The following is a 24,164-nucleotide window of genomic DNA, read 5'->3' on the forward strand; positions in this document are numbered from 1 at the left end:
GTTTGAACAACATATGTCTTTTCCGCTCCATAACCCCCGGATGCTGTATCAATCCAGCTATTTGAAATCGGAAAAAACGGAAAATCGCTTGTAAACCTACGAAACGATGCGGTCTTTCCATAAGTCTCAATACGATTACTTTTCACAAGTCGCGTGAGCCCTAATCCATTTGTTTTCCACCCTCCTTTACCTGGACGATAGACAGCCCCTTCATGTTCGAATGGGACCAGTGTGCTTTCTGAAGCGGAAGTAGAAGTCAATGGAGAGCGTCGATAGACACGAGAGCCTTCGTCAAGCGAATGAACTCCTTGCTTTTCTTCCTTCGTGATCTTACGAAGCCTAATGTCTTCAGACATGACAAAGTCATAATTAACCCAATCGAACCCTTCCCTTCGCTGTTGCAATGATCGAAATTTCGCTAGAGATTTATCTTTTGCATACCAAAGCAAATAGTCGTTTGTATCCGCAAGAAAGTCTGAATTTTGTGTGGCCGTTTTCCTGAAATAAATCGTTAGTATATTATTTTGATCACCAAATACCTCGTCCATCAGCGCGCGTACTCGATGCGCATTTTCTCCACCTATCTGCACAAAGATGGAACCGGAATCGGTTAATAAATCCCGCGCCACCGTCAGCCGATCGCGCAGATAGGTGAGGTAGGAGTGAATACCATCGCGCCAGGTATCGCGAAAGGCTTTTACCATCTCTGGCTCGCGGGTGATTTGGTCGGTATTGCCATCCTTCACCCGCGTACTGGTGGTGGACCACTGGAAGTTGGAGTTAAATTTGATGCCGTAGGGCGGATCGAAGTAGATGCACTGCACCTTGCCGCGCAGCCCTTCCCGCTCGGCCAGACTGGCCATCACCTGCAGGCTGTCACCGAGGATCATGCGGTTGGCCCAGTGGGCGTCATGCTGGTAGAACTCGGTTTTGGCGTCGTCGCTGGGCAGGCCGTTGAAATCGGCGAACAGGTCGGCCACCGCGCCCGCCTGCTGGTGGTCGCTGGCGTTCCGGCGGCGCTCCGATTCCCGTTTCAGGTCGTCGATCAGTACCTTGGGGTGGACTTTCTCCTGGATATAGAGCGGCGGCGCATTGACCACCAGGTCGGACCAGTCCTGCTGGTCCTTGCCTCGCCACACCAGTTGCGGGTCCAGGTCACGGTTGATCTGTTGCTGAAATTCGGGTGAGAACTTGCCCGTGTCGTGCAAGGCGGCCAGTTGGCTCAGCCATCGGCTGTTGCCACGCGGGTAGCTGACCCGCAGCGGGTCGCTATGCTCCTTCTGCATCACCGACTGGTATTCGGCAGTGGGGATATTTTTACGCGTGGCATCGTCGTGGGTGAGCGCTTCGACAGATTTAAGGGCGTTGGTTTTTTTGGCCATGTTGGGTACTTATTCCAGGGAATCGGGGTTCTTTAAGGATTTTTTGTCGGAAGAGGCAATCCGGCGCTCCACTTTCTTCACATCCTCGTCTGCTGGCAGGCTCTCGGGACGGATTCCCCGTTCAAGCAGGGTGTTGCGCACTGCTTTATTGTTGGTGACGTGTTCGGTAGAGATGGCGCCTTCGCTGCTCATCTGATTCTGGCGGGCATTGTAGATGGTAATTTCGGTGGCGAAATCCTTGGCCTTCAAGATGAGGGTGGGAGCAAAGTCTGCCAGCGGACGCTTATCCGGCACTTGCCAATGGGCCTTCATGGCCTGTGTGGATTTACCGAACAGGGCCTGATCACCCTTGCTGCGTATCAGGCCAAAATTCTGGTTGCCTCCGGTCTGCTCATAGATCACTTCCGAGAGTTCTTTTTCCGTGGCAGTAAGTTTTTCGCGGGCGTACACCCGTTCGGGTTCCAGCAGACGCTGTTCTATCAATTCGGCCTTGCGGGTCTGAATGGCAAAATAGGTCTGGGCGAAGGCAATTTGCTGCTTTTTAGGATCACCGTTCTGGGCGATGAGGTAGCAGGCGTAGCGGGTGAGCATCATGTCATCCACCTCACGCTGACTACCGGAGCCCAGGTCGACCATTTTGTTGACGTCAACAAAATGGTCCGTGATCGAGTGGCCGGACACTTCACAGGCAACTTTTGCTTTAGAAATCACGGTATTAAAGTTACGCCACTCGGAATAGCCCAGTAGCTGCTGAAGATCGCGGGCCAGCCAGAACTCTATCCCTGTCTCGGTGGTTTGGGCATGACCCTCAAATGTATCCGTAAGCGACTGAATCAGCTCTATTTTCATGCTTGTGCCTCCCTGGCGGTGTTAACGGTAAAGGTTTCAATCATGCGGTCAAACTCGGCTTCGACCTTTTTGGCAAAATCATCCTGCATCTGGAACACGTCGGTGAATTCGGCGAAGGCCCAGCGGCCATAGCTGTTCAGATGATTTACGCCGGGCACCCAGTAGGTATCCATGGTGGACTTTTTCTCTTTGGCGTCTTCGCCACGGTAACCCTTGATCTCAACGATCAGGTTTAAGGGATTGTCATCGCCCTGCCCATCAGCCACCTGAATGATGAAATCCGGGCGGTATTTGCGGGTTTCCGAGGCATAGCGATAGGGTACTTCCAGGCCCAGATTGTGATTTTTGACGTAGGCGAGCACCTTGGGGTGGGCCTCGGCGACGCGGCAGAATTCCGCTTCCCAGTCGCTATCGAGGATGACCCAATTGAGGTGGCTACGACGGGCGTCGGTTTCCCAGCGATCCATTTTGGAGGTATTGAAATTGACGTGGATAGTGCTGCCAGTGGGGTTGTAGGGGTCAAGCACCGCCTTGATCGGCCGTTTGCCCTGCACCGCGCGGGTGATGGCGGCGGTGATACGGTCGCAGGCCACATCGGCGAGGGCTTGGTACATCAGCAGGCCGGGGTAGGTATCGCCCTTGCACACCAGGCAGTTATCCAGCCACTCCCTGGTAATGCGCTTGAGCTGGCCGAACAGGTGCAGCTCGGGCTCCTCCCCGGGATCGCGCCATTTGGTGTAGAGCAGGCGCTGGGTGAGGTGAAACAGCAGGGTGGAACGTCGCATATCGCGGATATGTTCCAGGCTGAGATCGACGGTTTCGCCAATAATGCCCGCGTTTTTGGTGATGGAGGGGCCGACGATGGCCGGGGTCAGCTCGAAGACCGAGTCGTCGTTGAAATGGGCGGTGAGCCTCTCTTCGGGCAGTTCGACGCGGTAACCGGCCACCCGGGGGAAGCGGATTTCCAGAGCATCACGCTCGGGGCGCATCGCCTTGACCTGAATGGTTTCCCTTGGGGGTTGCGGCGGGGCAATCACCGGTTTGGCGGTAAAGTCGAAGGGAATGCCGAGCACATCGGCATATTCCACGTTAAACAGCCCTTCTTCATTCAGGTCATAGGACTGGCGGCGCAGAGCGCGGCCAATGACCTGCTCGCAGAGTAACTGGGTACCAAAGGCGCGCACCCCGAGCACATGGGTGACGGTGTTGGCGTCCCAGCCCTCGGTGAGCATGGATACGAACACCACGCAGCGGATGGATTCCCCCAGCGCACCCGGCTTGCCGACTGTGTTCATCACCTCGCGCAGCAGAGTGGCGTCGTCGATCTGCTTACCGGCGCGCAGGTCGTTGGCGAGGGCGCCGCCACGCTCCATGGCTTCGCGCTTGAACAGCTCGATTTCGTCATTGGCGAGATTGCGGAAGTTCTTGTCCAGGGCGTCGCCGGATTCCAGTTGTTCGCTGTCGATCAACAGAGTGTTGGGGCGCGGCAGGGGATTGTCGTATGCATCGTAATTGCGAAACAACTCCAGGCGGCCGTTGACGATATTGGAAGTGCCGTCTTCGTTGTCGCGCACAAAGCCGGAGATATAGTCGTAGACCAGCTTGGAAGTGGCGGTGTTGTTGCACACCACAATAAAACAGGGCGGTACCTTGATGCCGGCCTTTTGCCACAGGGCATAGGTTTTTTCATAGTGGCCGTAAAGCGCCTGCAGGGCGGTTTGCAGCTCCACCGGGATACTGAGTGGATCAAGTGTCGAGCCTTTACCTCGACCTTTCTTGGGCATCTTCTTGCCGATATGTTTCCACAGTTCCCTGTACATCGGCATCTCATCAGCACTTGGCATATTTTGAGCTACTGGCACCCTCGGCAGCTTGACAATGCCGCATTCGATGGCGTCCATCAGCGAGAAATCACTCATGGTCCAGGGGAACAGGGTGCCCTCGACGTAGCCGGAGCCACTAAGAAAGAACGGCGTGGCGGACAGGTCAAGGACGCGGCTGATGCCGAGCTTGCGGTTGACGGCTTCGAGGCCGGAAATCCACAGCCGAGCGGCCTCCTTGTTTTTCTCGGCTTCTTTCCGGTCATCGCCCTTCAGGTCTTCTTCGAGGTTAGCATCCGGTTTTTCGCGGTAGCAGTGATGGGCTTCATCGTTGATAACCAGGATATTTTTCAGTCCCATCAGCTCGGGCATCACCCGTTGCAGCATCTGGCCTTCGGTTTCCAGGGTTTCCAGCGGCGAGCCGCCGCGGCCTTGCAGTAACAGCCGCCCGCCTTTGGACAGCTCCAGGCGCTCGCGCTGCTTGAAGGCGTGGTTATTGGTGATAACGATCTTGGCCTTGTTGAGATCATCCAGCATATCGCCGGGTACCAGCTCACGGCTGGCGTAGTAGCTGTTGGGATCATTGGGCATCAGCACCCGCAGGCGATCGCGGATGGTGATGCCGGGGCGACTATCAGAAACCCCCGGGTGAACCTCTTACTGTTGGGCTTGCGCACTGCATTGATGGTTTGCCAGGCAATCAGCATGGCCATCACGGTGGTCTTGCCCGCGCCGGTGGCGAGTTTGAGCGCCAGGCGCATCAGCTCGGGGTTGGCGTCGTTGTTGGCATTGCCAAGGTGTTCGATGAAACCCTGCCCTGCTTTGCCGGTATTGGGTGCTACTTCGGTCAGCCAGATAGCGGTTTCAACGGCCTCAACCTGGCAGAAAAAGGGTCGGATACCGGCGAAATCATGGTGGCGCCAGTGCTGGAGCAGGCGGGCGGTTTCCGGTGTAACGCGCCAATCGGAGGGATTTGGCAGCCGCCGCCATTTGTCCACTGACTGGCGCACAGCATTGATCACGGCGGTATGATCGTACTGCTGTGCTTCGGTGGACAGGCCCTTGCCTTCATCAAACAGCAGGTCGGCCTGATTCCCTGAACCCTTGCGTTTTTTGGGTTTCGGGATTGGGGTAATGAACTCGGCCCGGCGACGTTTATCGATAATAGCCTGGGTGGGCTGCCCGGTGTCGTCCAACTCCCAGTGCCGAGCTGGATAGGCGTAGGGCGAGTTGAGGATGGGTTTTTCGAAGAAAGGATTGGTCATTCTGTTGTCTTATATCCCTGCCAGTGCATGTAACTCCACACTCAATCCCGACGACCACGCCCTGCTCCCCCCTTACTTTATCAGTCTTCAGCAGCATGAGGTGGAGAAGCCAATCTGCACTTGTACAGGTGGAGGACTCTTATTGTGGTCACAGTTTAACCCTCAGCAGACATGGAAAACCAGTAATTAGCGGATTGTCTGTTAGAACGCCAGCTCAAATGGGTTCAGGGGATATTTGATGTGGATGCACTGTGCTGAGCCATCCTGACCTGGATCGGGATCATAACCGGATTGATCCGATCTGCCGCGAAAACCCTCCTCAACAACCTGCCGCCTGTAGGAGAAGCGGCACCCCCACCGCCACATCACACCCCCATCCCGCTGCGCCGGCCCTGGGCCTCGATGAACCGCTGCAGGGTGGCGCTGCGGGCGTCCGGGGAGAGCATGATCTCGATCAACTGGAAGCGGCCCCGGGTCGCTACCGCCCGCTCCAATGCCGCTTGCAGTTCGGCGCGGCTGTTGACCCGTACCCCGTCGCCCCCCAGCGACCCGCACAGGTCGGCAAAACGCCAGTCATCCAGGTGATTGAAACGGCTCTCCGGCTGGAAGGTGGCGAGCATGCCCCAGCAGCTGTTGTTGAACAGCAGCACGATCGGGTCCCAGCCGTAGCGGCGGCAATTACCCAGTTCCCAACCGGTCATCTGGAACGCCCCGTCGCCCACCAGGATGATCGGTCGCTCGCCGCTGGCGGCCTGCAGACCCAGTCCCGCCGGCACGCCGAAACCCATGGTGGCGTAGTAGCCCGGCGCCACCAGTTGGGTGTTGTCCATGTCCATGGCGGTGAACAGGCAGTCGCCGATATCCGAGGCGATGGGCATGGGACCGTGACGATCGAACAGGTCATTCACCGCCCGGGCGATATCGGTGGGCACGATGGCCGCATCGTCCACCACCAGGCCACGAGGATAGTCGGGTTTCAGCGGGGTCGCATGGTGGGTGTTGGACGCGGTCTGGCGCAGCAGTTCATCCACCAGCTCGGCCAGGGAGAGGGCCTGGTAGAGGTGATACCCGACCTTCACCTCGCGGTCCGCGGCGTTCACGGTATGGCGGATATCCAGGCGCTTGGCGGAGACGCCGAAATTGGTGTCGCAGACGATCACCCCCAGCATCAGCAGCTGATCCGATTCCTCCACCGTCTCACTGACTGTGGGATCGCCGGCCATGCCGATATAGGAGCCGATCAGCTGGCAATCGGCGTGGGAGAACAGGCCGCGCCCCATAAAGGAGGTGGCCACCGGCAGCCGCAGGCGGCGCGACAGTTCCGCCACCTTCTCCTCCAGGCCGTAACGGCGCACCTCCACTCCGGCCAGGATCACCGGCCGTTGCGCCGCCGCAAGCCGCGCCAGGATCTCCTCGGCACAGGCGGCGAGCGCCCGGGGATCGCCCACGGAGGGCTCCAGCAGCGGGACGGCATCACAGGGACTGTTCACCAGGTCACGCGGAAACTCGATATAGACCGGACGCGACTGCTCCAGGCAGTTGAGCAACACCCGGGCGATCTTGTCCGGTGCCGTGCGCGGGTCGTCCAGCACGGCCTGGTCGCAGGTGAACTCCTTGAACACCTGGTGCTGGGAAGCGAGACTCTTCACCTTATGATGCAGCAACAGGTCGCCCTGCAGCTCGGCAATCCCGGGTGCGCCGGAGATCACCACCAGGGGCGACTTCTCGGCGTAGGCACAGGCCACGCTGTTGACCATGTTGAAGGCACCGGCGCCGTAGGTGACCACCGCCACCCCGAGCGAACCGCGGTAGCGGGCCGTGGCGTCGGCGGCGAAACCGACCCCCGGCTCATGGCTCAGGGTATAGAACGGCAGGATGCCGGACTGCTCAATCACCTTGAAGAACGGCAGCGCGAAATCCCCGGGTATCCCGAACAACTCCCGCGCGCCGTGTCGCTTCAGACCGTCCAGCAGTGCCTCGGCCAGTGTCATCATCATCTCTCCAGTCAGGGGTGGAAACCGGGCGCCAGCATAGCGGAATTAGCATGACGTTTTCGCGTGTTTGCACGAGCATTATCGACTCATAATGCTGTTTTCATGCATATGTGTTATTTTTTTGATGTTTTCACGCATGTTTGGCAAACAACGCACAGCTTTTTGTCAGGCCATGCATTGCCGGACTTGGCCCGTCGGGCCAACCGACACCCCGTATCACCCATTTCAGGAGTATCTGATGACCAACCGACTGGACAAGTACGACAAGCTGATCCTGCACCATCTGCAGCAGGATGCCCGCCTCTCCCACGTCGCCCTGTCGGAGCGCATCAATCTCTCCCCCTCCCAGTGCGCCCGCCGACTGCAGCAGTTGGAGAAGTCCGGCGTCATCACCGGTTACTCGGCGGTGATCGATCCCCAGGCCCTGGGGCTGGACGTGGTGGCGCTGATCAATATCACCCTGGAGAAACAGCAGGAGAATATCGCGGCGGCATTCGAGCAGGCGGTACAGGCGCGGCCGGAGATCCTGGAGTGTCTGCTGATCACCGGCGACGGGGATTACGAGCTGCGGGTGATCGCCCGAAACCTGCAGGGCTTCTCGCGCTTTATCTCCGAGCACCTGATGAAGATGCCCGGGGTCTCCTCCATCAAGTCGAATATCCAGCTGTCGCAGATCAAGGCGCGCGGTTCGCTGCCGCTGCTGGATCTGGAGAGCTGAGCCAATCCACCCTGGCTGACTACCGCAGGGATGTAGGATGGGCGGAGGAGGTACGACGTAGCCCATCGAACAGACAGGCACGCCTCGCACATATTGCCCGATGCACAACGAAACCCACCTTTGGGTGGCCGGAGAACCGGTGGGTTACGCGGCGCCCGGGCGTTGCTGCAGTCGGAAAGTATCGTGGCTGTGCGCCGCTAACCCACCCTACAGTCCGTTACTTGCCATACATCTCCTCCAGCGCCTGCTGGAATGCCAGCCAGGAGCGGTGATCCGCCTCCAGGTTATAGGCCAGGGGCATATCAAACCGCTGACCCACCGCGGTGGCATCGGGATTGGTGAACGAGTGTTTGGCCCCCGGGTAGCTGACAAACCGGTAGTTGACCCCGGCACTCTCCATCTCCGCCTTGAAGGCCTCTATCTGCTCCGGTTTGACGAACGGATCATCCGCCCCGTTGAACACCAGCAGCCGCGCCTTCACACTACCCGGGGCGGCCGGTGAGCCGGCGCCCAGGCTACCGTGGAAACTGGCCACCAGGTCCAGATCCAGGCCGCGACGCGCCATCTCCAGCACGATGCCGCCGCCGAAACAGTAGCCGATGGCCGAGAGCTGCGCGGGGTTCGCCGCCGCGTGCTGTTTCAGCAGCGCCATGGCCGCTTCGAAGCGGGCGGTGGCCGCCGCCATGTTGTTGCTCACCTCACCGGCGAACTGCCCGGCATCCTTCGGGTGATCGGCCAGTTTTCCATCGCCGTACATGTCCACCGCCAGCGCGGCATAGCCCATCGCGGCCAGCAACCGCGCCCGCTTGCGGGCGTATTCGTTATGTCCCCACCACTCGTGCACCACCAGAATCCCCGGCCGCTGGCCTTCGATAGCGTCGTCATAGGCCAGGTAACCCTTGAGCGTGGTATCGCCCGCCTGGTAGGTCACCTCCCGCCCCTGAACCTCCGCCTGTGCCGACCAGGCGGCAAACAGCAGCACACTCAACACAATAATCCGGCACATAAACTCCTCCTTTGATGTTGTTATGACCACCCCGAGCGAATTGAATCTGGGACATTGCGCGTTATCCGCTCCTCTCCCCGGATCGGTAAAGAATCATTTCTCTCGCCAAGACGCCAAGAGCGCAAAGATTAAAGGAAGAAAGTGTTGTTCCTTGGCGTGCTTGGCGTCTTTGCGAGAGTTCATTTTCCATCTATCATCCGGAGCAGCCCGTTCCATGCAGAGATCAGGCCTGAAGCGTCAGACCACCGGCGGATGCTCCCGCACACTAGCCAAGTTTAGCCGCCCTTGATCACCATGACAGAGCACTTGGCCTGTCCCACCACCTTGGCGGCACAGGAGCCGAGAAACACCTGGGTCAGCCCCTTGGTGTGGGACGGGATAACAATCAGGTCCGCATCGATCTTCTTCGCCTGCCTGAGGATCTGTTCCGCGGGATTGCCTTCGGTGATCACCGGATGGGTGACGATATCATCGGGCAGGTTGTCGCGGATGTAGCGTTTCATCACCTTGGCCACCTCCTTCATCGCCTCCTTCATCGCCTGGTCGGGAAAGAAGGAGGCCACCAGGGGCAGGCCGTATCCGGGCAGCACCGTCATCACATAGATCTCCGCCTGGTGTTTGCGCGCTTCATCGGTGGCGATCTGCAACGCCTTGACCGCCAGCTCCGTCTCCTGGAGATCGATCGGCAGTAATATTTTTTTAAACATAACCGGTTCCTTTTTAGCAGTGACGACTCGGGACCGGCCCGGGTCGCCGACCATGGGAGATCAGGCGGAGATCAGGCAGATTGTGGCGCACTCTGCCGTTCCTGGCGCACATGACGTCTAAACTGAATCAGGCCGACCAGGGCCAACAGCAGCAGAGCCGGTATGAACATCCACTGCTTGGCCGGGCGATCGGACTCCACTTCCAGGCGGACGATCTCCCAGTCAAAATCGATCCCCACACCCTGCGCCGCACTGCCGAACATCACGTTGTCGGCAAACACCTTGAGGCCCTCCACACGCGTCTCCAGCCCGGCGCTGGCGAGGCGCTCTGCACCGCTACCGGCCGGACCCAGCGGCAGCAGGAGAGTCTTCTCCACGAACTTGCCATCCAGGGTCTCACCGGCCACCGTCATCTGCAACTTGCCGTTCTCCGGCACCGCCTCCGCTACGCGGGCTATCTCGGTGGCGGGGATAACCGTCATCGGCGCGTACAGCTCATCCCACCAGAAGCCGGGGCGGAACAGGGTGAACGCCACCAGCAGCAGGGCCAGGGATTCCCACAGGCGACTGCGAGTCAGCCAGTAACCCTGGGTGGCGGCGGCGAACAGCAGCATGGCGATCACGGCGCTGACGATCACCAGGATCAGCTCCAGCCAGCTGCCAATGCCGATCAGCAGCAACTGGGTGTTGAAGATGAACAGGAACGGCAGGATCGCGGTGCGGATATCGTACATGAAGCCCTGGATACCGGTGCGGATCGGATCGCTCTTGGCAATGGCGGCCGCGGCAAAGGCGGCCAGCCCCACCGGCGGCGTGTCATCCGCCAGGATGCCGAAATAGAACACGAACATGTGCACCGCGATCAGCGGCACTACCAGGCCGCTGTTGGCCGCCAGGGTCACCACCACCGGCGCCATCAGGCTGGAGACCACGATGTAGTTGGCCGTGGTGGGCAGCCCCATGCCAAGCACGATACAGATGGCGGCGGTGAAGATCAGCGCCAGGATCAGGTAACCGCCGGAGATGAACTCGACAAACTCGATCATCACCTGGCCGATACCGGTCAGGGTGATGGTACCGACCACGATGCCGGCCGCCGCGGTGGCCACGCCGATGCCGATCATGTTGCGCGCTCCCACCACCAGGCCATCGATACAGTCGACCAGACCGTGGCGGAACTCGATCCACTCCATCTCGCCGCTCTCGCCACGAAAGAAACCCACCAGCGGTCGCTGGGTGATGACGATGAAGATCATGAACAGGGTGGCCCAGAAGGCGGCCAGACCGGGTGAGAAACGCTCCACCACCAGGCACCACATCAACACCACGATCGGCAGCAGAAAATAGAGCCCGACCTTGACCGTCGGCCCCACCTCCGGGAGCTCCAGCACCGGATTGTCCGGATCATCCACCTCCAGTTCGGGATAGCGCGAGGCAAACTTGATCAGGGCGACATAGACGATCATGATCAGCAACGAGACAATGTAGAAGGCCGCCTCGCCGGCGTAGGTCTTGATCCAGCCGATGCCGTAGTAGACCACCAGGCCAATGAAACAGGTGCCGGCGACGATAGCGGCAAAGGTCATCAGCTTCTGCGCCAGGGTGCTCCGGGTGCGCCTCGGCAGGCCCTGCATATTCGCCTTCAGCGCCTCCAGGTGAACAATGTAGAACAGCGCGATATAGGAGATCACCGCCGGCAGTATGGCGTGTTTGATCACCTCGATGTAGGAGATCCCCACGTACTCGATCATCAGGAAGGCCGCCGCGCCCATCACCGGCGGGGTCAGCTGGCCATTGGTGGAACTGGCCACCTCCACCGCGCCCGCCTTGACGCCGGAAAACCCCACCCGCTTCATCAACGGGATGGTAAAGGTGCCGGTGGTCGCCACGTTGGCGATGGAAGAACCGGAGATCAGCCCGGTGGCCGCCGAGGCGACCACCGCCGCCTTGGCCGGACCGCCCTTCATATGGCCGAGCAGGGCGAAGGCCATCTTGATGAAATAGTTGCCGGCCCCGGCCTTCTCCAGCATGGCGCCGAACAGCACGAACAGAAACACGAAACTGGTGGAGACCCCCAGTGCCACACCGAACACGCCCTCCGTGGTGAGCCACTGATGGGACATCACCTTGGACAGGCTCTGCCCTTTATGGGCGATCACATCCGGCATGTAGGGTCCGCCGAAGGTATAGATGAGGAAGACGATCGCCACCACCATCAGCGGCGGCCCCAGGGAGCGCCGGGTCGCCTCCAGCAGCAGCAGCATGCCGATGGAGGCGATCACCAGGTCCTGGGTGATCGGCGCACCGGAACGCCCCGACAGCGACTCGTAGAACAGGTAAATATAGGCGGCGCTGAATGCCCCCAGCACGGCAAATATCCAGTCCGCCAGGGGTATGCTCCCCCGCGGCGAGCGCTTGAATGCGGGATAGGCGGTGAACGCCAGGAACAGGGCAAACGCCAGGTGGATGGAGCGCGCCTCGGTGTTGTTGAAAACACCGAAGTTGAAAAAGAATGGCAGCGGGGACGCATACCAGAGCTGGAAAAGCGACCACGCCAGCGGCACGCCGAACAGGATCTTGCCGGGGATACCGGCGGGATGCCGCGCGCCGCTATCCACCTGGGCGACCATCGCCTGCAGTTCCAGGTCGCTGACGCTCTCCTCTCTTGTTGTCTCTTTACTCATCATGCTCTCCCGGTGAGATGTGCATGGATTAACCGGTGATGCCGGCATGCCGTCCACCACGCCGCGATTTCCGTCAGGTCCGGTTTCGCGGCAAAGCCGCTCCTACGGCAGGGAACCCGGTTGGAGCTGCTTTAACTGCGATAAAAACAAATCCGCTCCCGCACTTCCCTGTGCTTCGCTGGATAAGTCCACCCCTGGACAAAACGGGCAGCCCGGGGACCGCCCCCTGTGTCGCCTTACATCAGGCCAGCTTCCTTATAATATTTCATCGCGCCATCGTGGAGCGGTGCCGAGAGACCGTCCTTCACCATCTCCTCCTTTTTCAACACCTCGAAGGCGGGGTGCAGCTTGCGGAAATCCTCGAAATTCTCAAACACCGCCTTCACCACCTGGTAGATGGTGTCCGCCGGGGTATTGCTGGATGAGACAAAGGTGGCACCCACACCGAAGGTCTGGACATCCTCGTCATTGCCGCGATACATGCCGCCCGGGATGGTAGCCATCCGGTAGTACGCATTCTCCGAGACCAGCTTCTCCACTTCCGGACCGGTAACCGATACCAGCACGGTGTCGCAGGTGGTGGTCGCCTCCTTGATGGAGCCGGAGGGGTGGCCGACGGTAAAGACCATGGCGTCGATCTTGTTGTCACACAGCGCCTTGGACTGCTCGGCCGACTTCAGCTCCGAGGCCAGGGAGAAATCGTCCTTGGTCCAGCCCAGCGCCGCCATCAACACCTCCATGGTGCCGCGCTGACCGGATCCGGGATTGCCGATATTGACCCGCTTGCCCTTCAGGTCGGTAAAGGTTTTGATGCCGGAGTCGGCACGTGCCACCACGGTGAAGGGCTCCGGGTGCACCGAGAACACGGCACGCAGCTCCTTGTTGGGACCGGCCTCCTCGAACTGGCTGGTACCGTTAAAGGCGTGATGCTGCCAGTCCGACTGGACCACGCCCATGTCCAGCTCGCCGGCGCGGATGGTGTTCAGGTTATAGATTGAACCGCCGGTCGACTCCACGGAACAGCGGATGCCGTGCTCCTTGCGGTTCTTGTTGACCAGGCGGCAGATGGCGCCGCCGGTAGGATAATAGACACCGGTGACACCGCCGGTGCCGATGGTGATAAATGACTGCGCCTGGGCGGTGGTGGCCGCGCCCAGTGTCAGACTGGCTGCCAGACCGGCCAGCAGTCCAAGGGTAGTTAATTTTTTCTTCAACATAATGAATCCTCCTTAAATGAACAGTCTCGTTTTCCTACTCTCGTTCTCCGCGGGCTGACCCGCAGAATGTGCATACAATCCTCTCCCCGGCGACAGGAAAAGGGTCCTACCTCAGGGCCACGTCATCTAAACACGCAACGGCTAGTGAGAGAGGAACTGCCTGCTCGGCGTTAGATGACATCATCCTGGCTCCTACCTTCCCTTGAATTCCGGATCACGTTTTTCGATAAACGCATTGACCGCCTCCAACTGGTCCTCGGTGTTGTGACAGATCCCCTGAAACAGGGCGCAGCTGTCGAGAAAGTCGGGCAGCTCCTGACGCTGTGCCAGCTTCATCAGGCGCTTGGTGTAGCGCAGCGCCTGGGGTGGTTTGGCGGCAAACTCGGCCGCCAGCTGCCGCGCCCTGGGCAGCAATGCCTCTGGCGGTTCCACCGCCAGCAGGATGCCCATCTCCAACGCCTCTTGGGCATCGATCACCCGGCCGCTGAAGGTGAGTTCCGCCGCCCGCTGGTAGCCGATCGACCGTTGCAGGAACCAGGCTCCGCCGTCACCCGGGATGATGCCCAGGTTGACGAAGGTCTCGCCCATCCTGGCACTGTCCGAGGCGATACGGATATCGCACATGCAGGCGAGGTCGAAACCGGCCCCGATAGCCGCGCCGTTGATGGCGGCGATCAACGGCACCTCCGCCTTGTGCAGCGCCAGCGGGATGCGCTGGATACCCTCGCGGTATTTCTGCTGCACGCTGTGCACGTCGCCGCCGAAATCGCCGCGGCGGTTTTGCATATCCTTGATATTGCCGCCGGCCGAGAAGGCGCGCCCGGCGCCGGTGAGGATCAGCACCGAGACCTGCGGGGTACGGTTGATCCAGTGAATGGTGGTTTCGATATCATCGATCAGGGCGGTGCCGGTCAGGGCGTTGCGCACGTCGTCGCGATTCAGGGTCAGGGTGGCAACCCGCTCCTGCAGCTGCAGCTGCGCATCGACCAGTTTCGGGATGCCGCTCATGCCGCCTCCTGTAGTGGTTTGAGGATGATGCGCGCATCCAGAACACAGTAATCCGTCGCCCGTGCCAGCACCGGATTGAGATCCAGCTCGCTGATCTCGGGATGATTCACACACAGGTCCGATACCGCCAGCATCAGCGAGACCAGCGCCTGCCGGTCGATGGGCTCACCGCCCCTTATGCCGTCGAGAACCTTGCTGCCGTGGATCTCCTCCAGCATCTCCAGGGCATCGGCCAGGCGTAACGGCAGGGTGCGGAACACCACATCCTTCAGCACCTCGACAAACACCCCGCCGAGACCGAACATCATTACCGGGCCGTACTGCGGATCCCGGGTGACGCCGATGATCACCTCCACGCCGGGCGCCGCCATCGGCGTCAGCAGCACCCCCTCGATGCGGGCCTCCGGCCGGTAGCACAGGGCGTTGGCCAGGATCTGGTGATAGGCCTGGGGAAAATCCTCCGGAGTCAGGTTGAGGCGGACACCCCCGGCGTCGCTCTTGTGCAGGATGTCCCGGGAGACCAGCTTCATGACATAACGCCGCTCCAGCGCGACCGCGTCGAGGGAACCGAATCCGTGCTCGTCCCGGATCAGCCAGGGCCGCACCACCTCCGCCCCATAGGCGGCAAGCGCCTCCAGGGCCTCGTGCTCGTAGAGGCTGCCACGGCCACTGTGCAGCACCTTGTAGATCATTTCCGAGACCGCTACCGAGGGATCGCCCTGCCCCCGCTGGTCCGGGCTGGAGAGGCGCTTCTTCGCCTCGCTGTAATCGACCACGGCAGCCAGGCAGCGGGTGGCTTCGTCGATGGAGCTGAACAGCGGGATAGCACCGTGCTCCAGGTAGCGTAGCGGTTCGGGCTTCAAGGGCCGGTAGAGACTCTGCAACAGCAACGGCTTGTCGAACCGGTTCGGCAACCGGACCAGGCGCTCGGCGCACTGCTGCTCATCCTCGGCCAACGCCTCGGAGAAGCGCAGGGCATAGCCGCCGAACAGGCCGACAATCAACAGGGCGTCGATCCCGTCGTCGCCCAGCAACACCTCGGCACAGTCGGCAAACAGCTGCGGATGGTTGTCGGTGCCGCCGGCCACGTCCACCGGGTTGTTGTAGGCGGCGGCCGGCGGCAGCAGACTCTTCAGTCGTTCCCGGGTAGGCTCGGCCAGGCGCGGCACCGAAAGACCGAGCTGATGCAGGGCGTCCGCGGCGATGGTGGCGTGTCCCCCGCCATCGGCCAGGATGGCGACCCGCTTGCCCTTGAGCGGTAGCCGTTCGGCGATCGCCGCCAGGGTGGTGGCCATCGGCAGGATCTCGTCGGCACGCTCCGCCAGCACCACCCCGGCCTGGCGCATCACCCCTTTGGCCAGCGCATAGCTGCCGGCCAGGGCGCCGGTATGGGAGCGCGCCGCCTGCTGGCCGACCGCGCAGCGCCCGGATTTGTAGATCACCAGCGGTTTCTCCAGACAGACCCGGGCGGCGGCCTGCAGAAAGGCCCGGCCCTGCTTCAGCCCCTCCACATAGCCGACGATCACCCGGGTGTCGGGGTCGGCGGCGAAGTAGTCCAGGTATTCGTGGAACTGCACATCGGCCTCGTTGCCCACCCCGACATAGGTGGAGAAACCCAGCGCGGCGTGCTGCCCACCCTCGGTCACCAGCGACAGCGCCATGTTGCCGGACTGGGAGAGCAGGCCGACGGAGCCGGCCCGCAGATCGCGATAGCCCACCAAATTGGCGCCACAGTGGGTGTTGAACATGCCCGAGGTGTTGGGGCCGATGATCCGCAGCCCGCTCTCGCGCGCCGCCCGCACCATCTCCTGCTCCAGCGCCTGGCCCGTCTCCCCGGTCTCGGAGAAGCCGGTGGCCAGCACCACCGCGCCGCGGATGCCCTTGCTGCCGCAGCGGCGGATCAGTTCGGGCAGGGTGTGGGCACCGGTGCAGATCAGCGCCAGGTCCGGCGCTTCCGGCAGCACCTCAACCGTGGCATAACAGGTCAGCCCCAGTACCTCGGTCTCGTGCGGATGGATCGGGTAGATGGCCCCCTGAAACTGGCTCTGTTGCAGGTAGCGGATCGCCAGATTGCCCCGCTTCCCCGGATCACGGGAGGCGCCCACCACGGCAATCGAGCGGGGGGCGAGAATCCGTTGCAACGGGTTGTTCATGGACCGGTCCATTTCAATGTCCCTCGAAACGGGGGTTGCGTTTGTCGCGGAACGCGTCCACCCCCTCCTGCCAGTCCCGGGTGGTAGCGCAGAAGGTCATGCCCTCCAGCTCCGCCTGCAGCGCGGCCTCGAAGCCCTGCTCCGCCGCGCCATTGAGCTGGCGCTTGGCCAGCTGCATGGAGAGCGGCGCGCCACGCGCCAGCTGCTGGCAGAAGGCCCGCACCTGCGTCTCGAACGCGTCATCCGCGAAGCAGCGATTGGCCAGGCCGATGCGCAGCGCCTCAGCACCATCGATCTTCTCCCCCAGGAACACCAGCTCGCGCGCCTTGGCCAGCCCGACCAGGCGCGGCAGGGTGTGGGTCACGCCGCCGCCGAGGAAGGTGCCGATACTGATCTCCGGCAGGCCGATGCGGGCGGAGGCCTTCATCAGGATGAAGTCAGAGGCGATAGCCATCTCGGCACCGGCCCCCAGGGCGTAGCCGTTGACCGCCGCCACCACCGGTTTGGCGGCCTCGCGGATGGCCCGGCACACCTGCTGCTCCGCGTTCAGGTACTGACGGTGCTGATAGGGGCTGCGGGTGGCCGCGCCGTGGGCCTTCATGTCGGCCCCGACACAGAAGGCGCGCCCCGCGCCGGTGAGCAGGATCACGCGGATCTCCGGCATCTGTTCCAGCCGCTGCAACTGCTGCAGCAGCTCGGCATAGAGCACGTCGTTGACCGCGTTCAGCCGCTCGGGACGGTTGAGGCGCAGCTCGCCGATGCCGTCGTCACAGGTCACTATCAAATTTTCAGGCGAATTTTCAGTTTGTCTGTTCATATCTCGAATTGCATCTTGCCAATCAGTTTTTCATAACGCATGAGTGAATCCAGCGCCTTGTCGCCGAGGCGTCGCGCCAGCAGCGAGAGCAGCACCTCGACCAGCACCAGGGAGGCACTCATACTGTTGCTGAAGAACGAGCCGGTGGTGGGCGAGATCAGGGTGTAGCGGGCCGTGGCCGCCAGCGGCGAGGCGTGGTTGTCGGTGATGGTCACCACCTCGATCCCCTGCTCGCGGGCGATCCGCGAGGCGCTGACCGTACTGCGGGTATAGGGGGCACAGCCGATGGTGAACAGCAGGTCTCCCGGCTCCAGCTGCGCCAGCCCATGGACAATGCCGTGCTCGGCAATGCTCAGCACCGAGACATTGTTGCGGATCAGGCCCAGGCCGTAGGAGAGGTAGTTGGCGATTGGATAGGACTGGCGTAACCCGTGGGTGCGGATGCGCGGGGAGCGGATCAGCAGCTCCACCACCCCGTCCAGGGTTTCGGTCTTCAGGTTATCCAGCATGCTGGCGATATTGTTGGTCTCCTCGTTGGCGATCTGGGTCGCCAGATGTAGCCCCTCGTGCCGGCTCTGCTCCTGCTGAAACAGCTGCCCCGCCCGGCGGCTGTAGAAATTTTCCGTACCGGCGGTGTAGTCGCGAAACACCTTCTGCAGCTCGGCAAAGCCCTTGTAGCCGAGGGATTTGGCCAGCCGGGTCAGGGTGGAGGGATTGACATCGAAGGTCTTCGCCAGGTGCGATATGGAGGAGATGGCCGACTGTTTGGGGTAGGTGACCATCCCGTCCAGCACATCCAGCGCCCGCTTGCCGACCTTCAGCTCGGCGGTGCCCGACTTCAGGTCGGCCAACAGTCTGGAGAGCTGCTCAAGGGATCGCGGCCCGTTTACACTCTCCATGTCAGTGGCGTCTTGTCGCTGCCTGTCCATAATCTCAGGGGTGTCCGGCATCGGATAGGGTGAAGTGCCAGAAAGAATAGGCAGCGGCCGGGGTAAATGCAATTATTTTTTGCTTTTATGATCTATTTACGCAAATTTTATGTGCTTTATTGCAGAACCGCAGGCCTGTCCCTCTCGATGGGCCGGGGTAACCCGACCCGCCAAATCGTAGGGGCAGGCCCCCGTGCCTGCCTGGTTCACGGACGCCCGGGAAGGGCGGGCGACCACGGGGGGTTGCCCCTACGCCGGGTCCGCACCCTGGCCGGTTCCGTCTTCTATCCCACTCGCGAACCTGCGCGGCAGGCCGGCTTAACGATCGACAGCAACCCCGTTTCAACCCGGTGGTATATAGTCCCGATATTGGCCCGGATTGGTATCCGTGCTCCATCCAACACAACAGGCGAGAAACGGCATGAATATCGAGCGGGCAAGAGAGCTGATACAAGTGCAGCTGCAGTTCGGCAGCGGCTACAACCGCCATGCGGTTCGCATGATCCTGGGCGAGGTACAGCGTAGCCAGGGCCGGCCGGCGGTGGATGGACTGATCCGGGAGTTGGCGCTGGAAGAGCACTTCGGACTCAAGCCCGGCAGCGATTTCAGTGGGGTCGGAACCTAAAATAATGAGGCCGTCGCGGCTACGCCGCCAATCGGACCTAGGGCGGGCCTCCTACAGGACGGGCAGCTCACCGGGCGGGTTATTCACCGGTAGGAGCGGTGCCCTCACCGCGATGTTCGATCCGGCGAATACGAATGGAGCAGCGGTGTAACAGGAAGGCGGCGCCGAAAGCCAGCAGGCCACCAAATTCGACGGCGAATACCAGTACCAACTGCCAGGGATCGATCAGCAACGCACCCAGGGCGGAGCCACCCAACCACAACAACAGCCCAAACAGCGCACTGCGTTTCAGCGAGTGGCGGTAGTTGGATTGAAACCGCTGGCCACAGCCGTCACAACGAAATACCGGCTGCCGCGCCACCCAGGATTCGATCGGCCGATCGCAATCCGGACAGCGGAATCGGTTTATATCCACCGCCAACGCGCCACCCCTGCCCCTCAGATGCTCCACCCTTTACGCGGCCGGGCCGCGCGACAGGCCAGGGTGAGCGCCCAGAACTCGCCGAAGTCGTTCACCACTACATCCGGCTTGTGCGGATGCTGCGGGGTACCGGGAAAAATCTTGTCCAGCCACTGCTGATCCCACTGGGCGCCATTGAAAAAGACGCTGGTGACCCCGGCCCGCTTGGCGGCGATAGTGTCGGTGGTGCTGTCGCCGATATACCAGATCTCCGGCCCCGGCAGCAGGTGGAGATTCTCCAGTGCCTTGAGGATCGGCTCGGCATGGGGCTTGCGCAGCGCCGTATCATCCCCGCACACGGTGGTGTCAAACAGTTCGGTCCAGCCGGTCCCCTCCACGGCGGCCAGTTCGTGTTCGAAGAACTCGCGGTCGCGGTTGGTCAGCACCCCCAGTTGCATATCCAGGGCACGCAGCCCCACCAGCATATCCTTGACCCCGGGCTCGAAGGGATAGACCGCACCGAAGTGATTGCGATAATGGCGGTTGAAGGCGGCATGGGCGATCTGCTTGGCCTCCTCGTCGGTGCCGAACAGCACCTCGAAGATGTCGGTGCGGGAGATCTTGCGGTCGGCCTTGATCTTGGGATGCAGCTGATGGTAATTGCGCACGTGTTCCACCAGTTTGGCATCCTCCGGGGTCTTGCTGTTGGCAGAGTCCACCAGGCGTTCCGACAATCCCAGCGCATCCAGTTCCGGCAGCATGTCGTCGACCGCGTGATACATGGCATCCAGGGTGTCCACCAGGGTGGCGTGCCAATCGAACAGCAACAGCACCGGGGCGGTGAGATCGACCACCGCCGGGTGCCAGTCCGGTTCGATACGCGGCGGCGGCTGGCGGCGTAGCGACACCCGCTCGGGGCGGCTCTCCCAGATGGCCGCCCGCTCCGCGGTCATGTTCTCCGGCTCCAGTTTGTAGAGCAGATCCAGCAGCGAATCCAGATCATCCACTACCGCATCCGGCTTGTGCGGGTGTTGCTCGGTACAGGGGAAGATCCGTTCCAGCCAGTCCCAGTCCCACATGGCGCCGTTGTAGAAGATACTGGTGATGCCCGCCTCCTTGGCGGCGATGGTGTCGGTGCGACTGTCCCCCAGGTACCAGACATCGGGACCCGGTTCGGCCTTCAGATTGGCCACCGCCTTGAGTAGCACGTCCGGCGCCGGCTTGTGCTGGGCCACCTCGTCACCACACACGGTGGTATCGAACAGCTGCACCCAGCTGCCCCCCTCCAGGCTGCGCATCTCCTGGCCGAGGAATTCACGACTGCGATTGGTCGGCACCCCCAGGCGGATGCCAAGCTCGCGCAGCAGCAGCAGCCGTTCGCGCATCTTCGGCTCGAACGGCTTCACTTCGCCGAAGTGATCCCGGTAGCACTCGTTGAACGCCTTGTGGGCGATGGCGATCGCCTCCGGGTTGGGACCGAACAGGGCATCGAAGATATCGGTACGGGAGACCCGGTGCTCGGCACGGATCTTCGGGTGCAGGCGGCGGAATATACGCACGAAGCGCACCAGCTTGATATCGTCCTGCGTCTTGCTCAGCTCCTCCGGGGCCAGGCGGCCCAGCAGCCCCAGCTCTTCAAACTGCGGCAGCAGGTCATCGATGGCCCGATACATGGCATCCAGCGAATCCACCAGCGTGGCATGCCAGTCGAGCAGCAGGATCTTGGGTGGGGTGAGTGTCCGTACAGTGGAATCGATTCGATAACTCAACGGGTCCAGCTCCTCTCGTCAGCTCTATAGCCGGGGATCTACTGCTACTCGGTTGAAACGCCTCATCGCATTATGAAGCAGCCGTGAGTATTACACAGGGGAGCGGATGGCGTGAAGGCCGTCCCACGGCGGCCGGCGCATCCCCGAGCCGGCTACCAGCAATTCTAATTTAGCCGCGAGGAGTGGTGCTAGAGGAGTGGTACAGGGATGTACCGTTTACGGAGCCGAGGATGCCATGCACCGTTTACGGACCTAAGGATGGAATGAACGCGAATAAATTCACTATAACCCCTCCAGTGGATTGGTGGACGTCAGAGCGGTGAGGCATTACAGACAAATTAATAGACACCGGAGGTAACGGCTGGGCGGGACCCAGGAGAACCACGGATTCACACAGATAAACACGGATTCAGAATGCTGATCCCCTATCTGTGTGAATCCGTGTCCATCCGTGGTTCCTTACTAACCGGGCTGGGATAACAAAACGGCTATTGAAAGCCATACTGAGTATTGCTGGCCGGCCGCGTTGTGGGTTGAAGTCTGCGGGGGGTGCGGCTATTCTTCCCGACTTGAGCTATCTGCCAAGGCCGATTCCTACTTCACCTATCCATTGGAAAAATAATGAAAAAGTTTCTACTCGCCAGTCTGGCACTGACGCTGACCATGGCCCTGACGGGCTGCGACAGCGGCAGCGAAATCCCCAAGCCCAACCCCGGCAAACAGAGCGCCCAGGCGGAACGCGTGGTGGACATTGCCCAGGACAAGTACAAACTGCTCAAGGCGCCGCTGCCGAGCGCCGAACTGGGTGGAACGGAGCCCTACGTGGTGGAATTCTTCTGGTTCGGCTGCCCCCATTGCTACAGCCTGGAGCCGCTGGTCAAGGCGTTCCGGCAGAACAACCAGGACATCCAGTTCATCACCATCCCGGCGGCGCCGAATCAGCGCTGGGAGATCGAGGCGCGGATCTATTACGCCATGGAGGCCCTGGGGGTCCGGGACTCCCACTACGACCGGGTGTTCCAGCTCTACGCCGACATGCGCAACGAAAAGCGCTATCCCACGCTGGACGAGGTGGCCGCCCTGTTCGGCGACAAGGGCGTGACCAAAGAGGCGCTGGAACAGGCGATGGGCAGTGCGGCGGTGTCGACCCTGATCGAGCGCTCCAAACGCCTGTTCGACCAGGCGGAGTTGACCGGCGTCCCCGCGCTGATCGTCAATGGCAAGTATCAGCTCGACTTCGCCAAGCTGGATAGCAAGGCGTTCGCCGAGGATTTCATGCAGACCATCCGGGCGCTCGGCGAGAAGTAGACCCCATAGTTGCATTAATCATGACCCAATGATTTGTTTCACCCCGTTATCTGTCGGATGAAATAGACAGGTTGCATGGCATCCTGGAATACACCGCTGGTGGAGTCCTGCATTGCACCCGGTAGGAGGCCCGCCCCCGGGCCGATTTCGCGGCGAGGCGCCGCTCCTACCGGGTAGACTTTTCGAAAGGTCATGCCCTCCCAGCCTGTAGCGACGTAGGATGGGGAGGAGGAACGACCTAACCCGTCAAACAGAGCGGCAGGCACGCCGTGTGCGGGGATGGTCGTTGGCTTTGTGCCTTGCGCGCCCCAACCCACCGTTTGGCAGGCTGAGAAAACGGTGGGTTACGCGGCGCCCGACTATTGGCGTTGGCTGAAAGCGTCGCGCCTGTGCGCCGCTAATCCACCCTGCGATGGCTGGTTGGGATGAGGCCCATCACGCCATGGGCGGCAAAACTGATCAGGACGAGGATCAGCGCCAGCCAGGTGAAGGTCTCCACTTGCGGCTTGAACAGTACGTACCCGGCGTCGAACAGCAGCACGCTGGCCAGCGCCGCGATCACCGCACCCGGCAAGGTCAGCACCCGGTCGAACCGACCCAATAGCGTCACCGCCAGCGCCGCGCCGACACCGATGATGATGCCGTAGACGATGTGATACATGATCGAGGCGAACCAGGCACCACCCGATCCCACCTCGCCGGCCAGTGCGGCCCAGCCCGGCAGCAGCCGCTGGATAACCGGTCCGGCCAGTACCGCAACCAGCAGTGCCGTGGCAAATATTTTCAGGGTTTGAAAGCTGTTCATAGGATCTCCGACTTTGTACAAGCGGCCAATTATAGTCGTCGGCGACCGGCTGAAAATTGATCCCGGGCAAGGGGCACGGCATCCACACCCGTACCGGCAAAAAGCAAGTAACCGCGAAGCACGCCAAGAGCGCTGAGAAAGACGGATTCCTTTCCTTTGCGCTCTTGGCGTTCTTGGCGGGTAACTACTCACGGGGTGATTTGTCCGCCTTGTTGGCCGATCTTGATGGCGCCTTGAATCCAGCCCCATTTTCAGATCAAGCCTGCCCTTGTTTGAGCGAAGCGAGTTTGGGCAAGCGCTGAAAATGGGGCTGGATTCGAGGATACAAGCCATCGTGTGAGGCCGGCAAGGCAGACCAATCACTTACCGGTCGGATGAATAGCTACCTTGGCGGTTAAAACGCAATCCATGGAGCCTTCCGCGTGGGCACAAAAAGCGTGCCACCCTACCAAGCTTATTCCGGTCACGGCTTACTGTTCCAGATCGCGACGCTTCTGCTCGAACTCCTGCTGGTCGATCTCGCCCCGGGCATAGCGCTCCTGGAGAATCTCCAGGGCCGATTTCCCCTTCCCCGCCGCGCAGCCGTCACCGCCGACGAAGGACTTGACCAGCCACACCACCCCGACAATCACCAGCAGCCAGAACAGCCACATGAAGATGCCGCCGAAGCCCATACCATAACCGTTACCCATCATAAAATACTCCTCG

At 61.1% G+C, this 24,164-nt stretch carries 18 protein-coding genes and 1 pseudogene; 3 read left to right on the forward strand and 16 right to left on the reverse strand.

The features are described from left to right. The 4 genes and pseudogenes from NPX02_RS14665 to ipdC form a co-directional block, all read right to left on the reverse strand. A partial coding sequence (locus NPX02_RS14665; RefSeq protein WP_260294509.1) for a DNA methyltransferase occupies positions 1 to 1,382 on the reverse strand: 1,382 nt, incomplete at its 3' end. Positions 1,383 to 1,391: 9 nt separating this feature from the next. Beyond that, positions 1,392 to 2,231 (reverse strand): DNA damage-inducible protein D, encoded by an 840-nt coding sequence (dinD, locus tag NPX02_RS14670; protein WP_260294510.1) that lies wholly within the window; start codon positions 2,229 to 2,231, stop codon positions 1,392 to 1,394. Continuing rightward, positions 2,228 to 5,316, reverse strand: a pseudogene (locus tag NPX02_RS14675) (BPTD_3080 family restriction endonuclease). Before NPX02_RS14675 ends, dinD begins: the two are co-directional and overlap by 4 nt. A 365-nt stretch (positions 5,317 to 5,681) precedes the next feature. Continuing rightward, positions 5,682 to 7,310: an indolepyruvate/phenylpyruvate decarboxylase gene (gene ipdC, locus NPX02_RS14680; protein WP_335342580.1), complete on the reverse strand. Its 1,629-nt coding sequence runs from the start codon at positions 7,308 to 7,310 to the stop codon at positions 5,682 to 5,684. Positions 7,311 to 7,548: 238 nt separating this feature from the next. On the opposite strand from ipdC, the gene NPX02_RS14685 reads away from it, so the two are divergent. Next, positions 7,549 to 8,028 carry an Lrp/AsnC family transcriptional regulator gene (locus NPX02_RS14685; protein WP_260294511.1) on the forward strand — a complete coding sequence of 160 codons (480 nt, stop codon included), beginning with the start codon at positions 7,549 to 7,551 and terminating at the stop codon, positions 8,026 to 8,028. 217 nt (positions 8,029 to 8,245) lie between these two features. On the opposite strand, the gene NPX02_RS14690 is transcribed toward NPX02_RS14685, so the two are convergent. From NPX02_RS14690 to NPX02_RS14725, 8 genes are all read right to left on the reverse strand, one after another. Next, on the reverse strand, positions 8,246 to 9,034 hold the full coding sequence (locus NPX02_RS14690) for a dienelactone hydrolase family protein (protein WP_260294512.1): 789 nt from the start codon (positions 9,032 to 9,034) through the stop codon (positions 8,246 to 8,248). A 275-nt stretch (positions 9,035 to 9,309) separates the two neighbouring features. Further along, positions 9,310 to 9,741 (reverse strand): universal stress protein, encoded by a 432-nt coding sequence (locus NPX02_RS14695; protein ID WP_260294513.1) that lies wholly within the window; start codon positions 9,739 to 9,741, stop codon positions 9,310 to 9,312. Positions 9,742 to 9,812: 71 nt separating this feature from the next. After that, entirely contained in the window at positions 9,813 to 12,428 is a 2,616-nt protein-coding gene (locus NPX02_RS14700; RefSeq protein ID WP_418067341.1) for a TRAP transporter permease, read from the reverse strand. 233 nt (positions 12,429 to 12,661) lie between these two features. Beyond that, on the reverse strand, positions 12,662 to 13,642 hold the full coding sequence (locus NPX02_RS14705; protein ID WP_260294515.1) for a TAXI family TRAP transporter solute-binding subunit: 981 nt from the start codon (positions 13,640 to 13,642) through the stop codon (positions 12,662 to 12,664). A 192-nt stretch (positions 13,643 to 13,834) separates the two neighbouring features. Further along, a complete protein-coding gene (locus NPX02_RS14710; protein WP_260294516.1) occupies positions 13,835 to 14,650 on the reverse strand; it encodes an enoyl-CoA hydratase-related protein in 816 nt (271 codons plus the stop codon). Beyond that, on the reverse strand, positions 14,647 to 16,803 hold the full coding sequence (locus tag NPX02_RS14715) for an acetate--CoA ligase family protein (RefSeq protein ID WP_260294517.1): 2,157 nt from the start codon (positions 16,801 to 16,803) through the stop codon (positions 14,647 to 14,649). Before NPX02_RS14715 ends, NPX02_RS14710 begins: the two co-directional genes overlap by 4 nt. Before the next feature lie 13 nt (positions 16,804 to 16,816). Continuing rightward, positions 16,817 to 17,581, reverse strand: coding sequence for an enoyl-CoA hydratase/isomerase family protein (locus NPX02_RS14720; RefSeq protein WP_335342581.1), 765 nt, complete (start codon positions 17,579 to 17,581; stop codon positions 16,817 to 16,819). A 35-nt stretch (positions 17,582 to 17,616) separates the two neighbouring features. Beyond that, a complete protein-coding gene (locus NPX02_RS14725; RefSeq protein ID WP_260294519.1) occupies positions 17,617 to 18,519 on the reverse strand; it encodes a MurR/RpiR family transcriptional regulator in 903 nt (300 codons plus the stop codon). Between the two features lie 418 nt (positions 18,520 to 18,937). Here NPX02_RS14725 and NPX02_RS14730 point away from each other — a divergent pair, with 418 nt between their 5' ends. Further along, entirely contained in the window at positions 18,938 to 19,174 is a 237-nt protein-coding gene (locus NPX02_RS14730) for a hypothetical protein (protein WP_260294520.1), read from the forward strand. Between the two features lie 79 nt (positions 19,175 to 19,253). Here NPX02_RS14730 and NPX02_RS14735 read toward each other — a convergent pair whose 3' ends face one another. After that, positions 19,254 to 19,589 (reverse strand): hypothetical protein, encoded by a 336-nt coding sequence (locus tag NPX02_RS14735; RefSeq protein ID WP_260294521.1) that lies wholly within the window; start codon positions 19,587 to 19,589, stop codon positions 19,254 to 19,256. A gap of 23 nt (positions 19,590 to 19,612) precedes the next feature. After that, positions 19,613 to 21,343, reverse strand: coding sequence for an HAD family hydrolase (locus NPX02_RS14740; protein ID WP_260294522.1), 1,731 nt, complete (start codon positions 21,341 to 21,343; stop codon positions 19,613 to 19,615). A gap of 621 nt (positions 21,344 to 21,964) precedes the next feature. Here NPX02_RS14740 and NPX02_RS14745 point away from each other — a divergent pair. Further along, on the forward strand, positions 21,965 to 22,651 hold the full coding sequence (locus NPX02_RS14745) for a thiol:disulfide interchange protein DsbA/DsbL (protein WP_260294523.1): 687 nt from the start codon (positions 21,965 to 21,967) through the stop codon (positions 22,649 to 22,651). 397 nt (positions 22,652 to 23,048) lie between these two features. On the opposite strand, the gene NPX02_RS14750 is transcribed toward NPX02_RS14745, so the two are convergent. Together NPX02_RS14750 and NPX02_RS14755 are read right to left on the reverse strand one after the other, a co-directional pair. Continuing rightward, entirely contained in the window at positions 23,049 to 23,456 is a 408-nt protein-coding gene (locus NPX02_RS14750; protein WP_260294524.1) for a hypothetical protein, read from the reverse strand. Between the two features lie 470 nt (positions 23,457 to 23,926). Beyond that, on the reverse strand, positions 23,927 to 24,148 hold the full coding sequence (locus NPX02_RS14755) for an SHOCT domain-containing protein (protein ID WP_335342582.1): 222 nt from the start codon (positions 24,146 to 24,148) through the stop codon (positions 23,927 to 23,929). Positions 24,149 to 24,164: the final 16 nt, after the last annotated feature.

This window comes from Sedimenticola hydrogenitrophicus, assembly GCF_025175675.1.
Lineage (GTDB): Bacteria > Pseudomonadota > Gammaproteobacteria > Chromatiales > Chromatiaceae > Sedimenticola > Sedimenticola hydrogenitrophicus.

Bases quoted from the DNA above. Each gene is read 5' to 3' on its own strand.
- dinD (WP_260294510.1), bottom strand. From the start codon at position 2,231: ATGAAAATAGAGCTGATTCAGTCGCTTACGGATACATTTGAGGGTCAT.
- ipdC (WP_335342580.1), bottom strand. From the start codon at position 7,310: ATGATGACACTGGCCGAGGCACTGCTGGACGGTCTGAAGCGACACGGC.
- NPX02_RS14685 (WP_260294511.1), top strand. From the start codon at position 7,549: ATGACCAACCGACTGGACAAGTACGACAAGCTGATCCTGCACCATCTG.
- NPX02_RS14690 (WP_260294512.1), bottom strand. From the start codon at position 9,034: ATGTGCCGGATTATTGTGTTGAGTGTGCTGCTGTTTGCCGCCTGGTCG.
- NPX02_RS14695 (WP_260294513.1), bottom strand. From the start codon at position 9,741: ATGTTTAAAAAAATATTACTGCCGATCGATCTCCAGGAGACGGAGCTG.
- NPX02_RS14700 (WP_418067341.1), bottom strand. From the start codon at position 12,428: ATGATGAGTAAAGAGACAACAAGAGAGGAGAGCGTCAGCGACCTGGAA.
- NPX02_RS14705 (WP_260294515.1), bottom strand. From the start codon at position 13,642: ATGTTGAAGAAAAAATTAACTACCCTTGGACTGCTGGCCGGTCTGGCA.
- NPX02_RS14710 (WP_260294516.1), bottom strand. From the start codon at position 14,650: ATGAGCGGCATCCCGAAACTGGTCGATGCGCAGCTGCAGCTGCAGGAG.
- NPX02_RS14715 (WP_260294517.1), bottom strand. From the start codon at position 16,803: ATGAACAACCCGTTGCAACGGATTCTCGCCCCCCGCTCGATTGCCGTG.
- NPX02_RS14725 (WP_260294519.1), bottom strand. From the start codon at position 18,519: ATGGAGAGTGTAAACGGGCCGCGATCCCTTGAGCAGCTCTCCAGACTG.
- NPX02_RS14745 (WP_260294523.1), top strand. From the start codon at position 21,965: ATGAAAAAGTTTCTACTCGCCAGTCTGGCACTGACGCTGACCATGGCC.
- NPX02_RS14750 (WP_260294524.1), bottom strand. From the start codon at position 23,456: ATGAACAGCTTTCAAACCCTGAAAATATTTGCCACGGCACTGCTGGTT.
- NPX02_RS14755 (WP_335342582.1), bottom strand. From the start codon at position 24,148: ATGGGTAACGGTTATGGTATGGGCTTCGGCGGCATCTTCATGTGGCTG.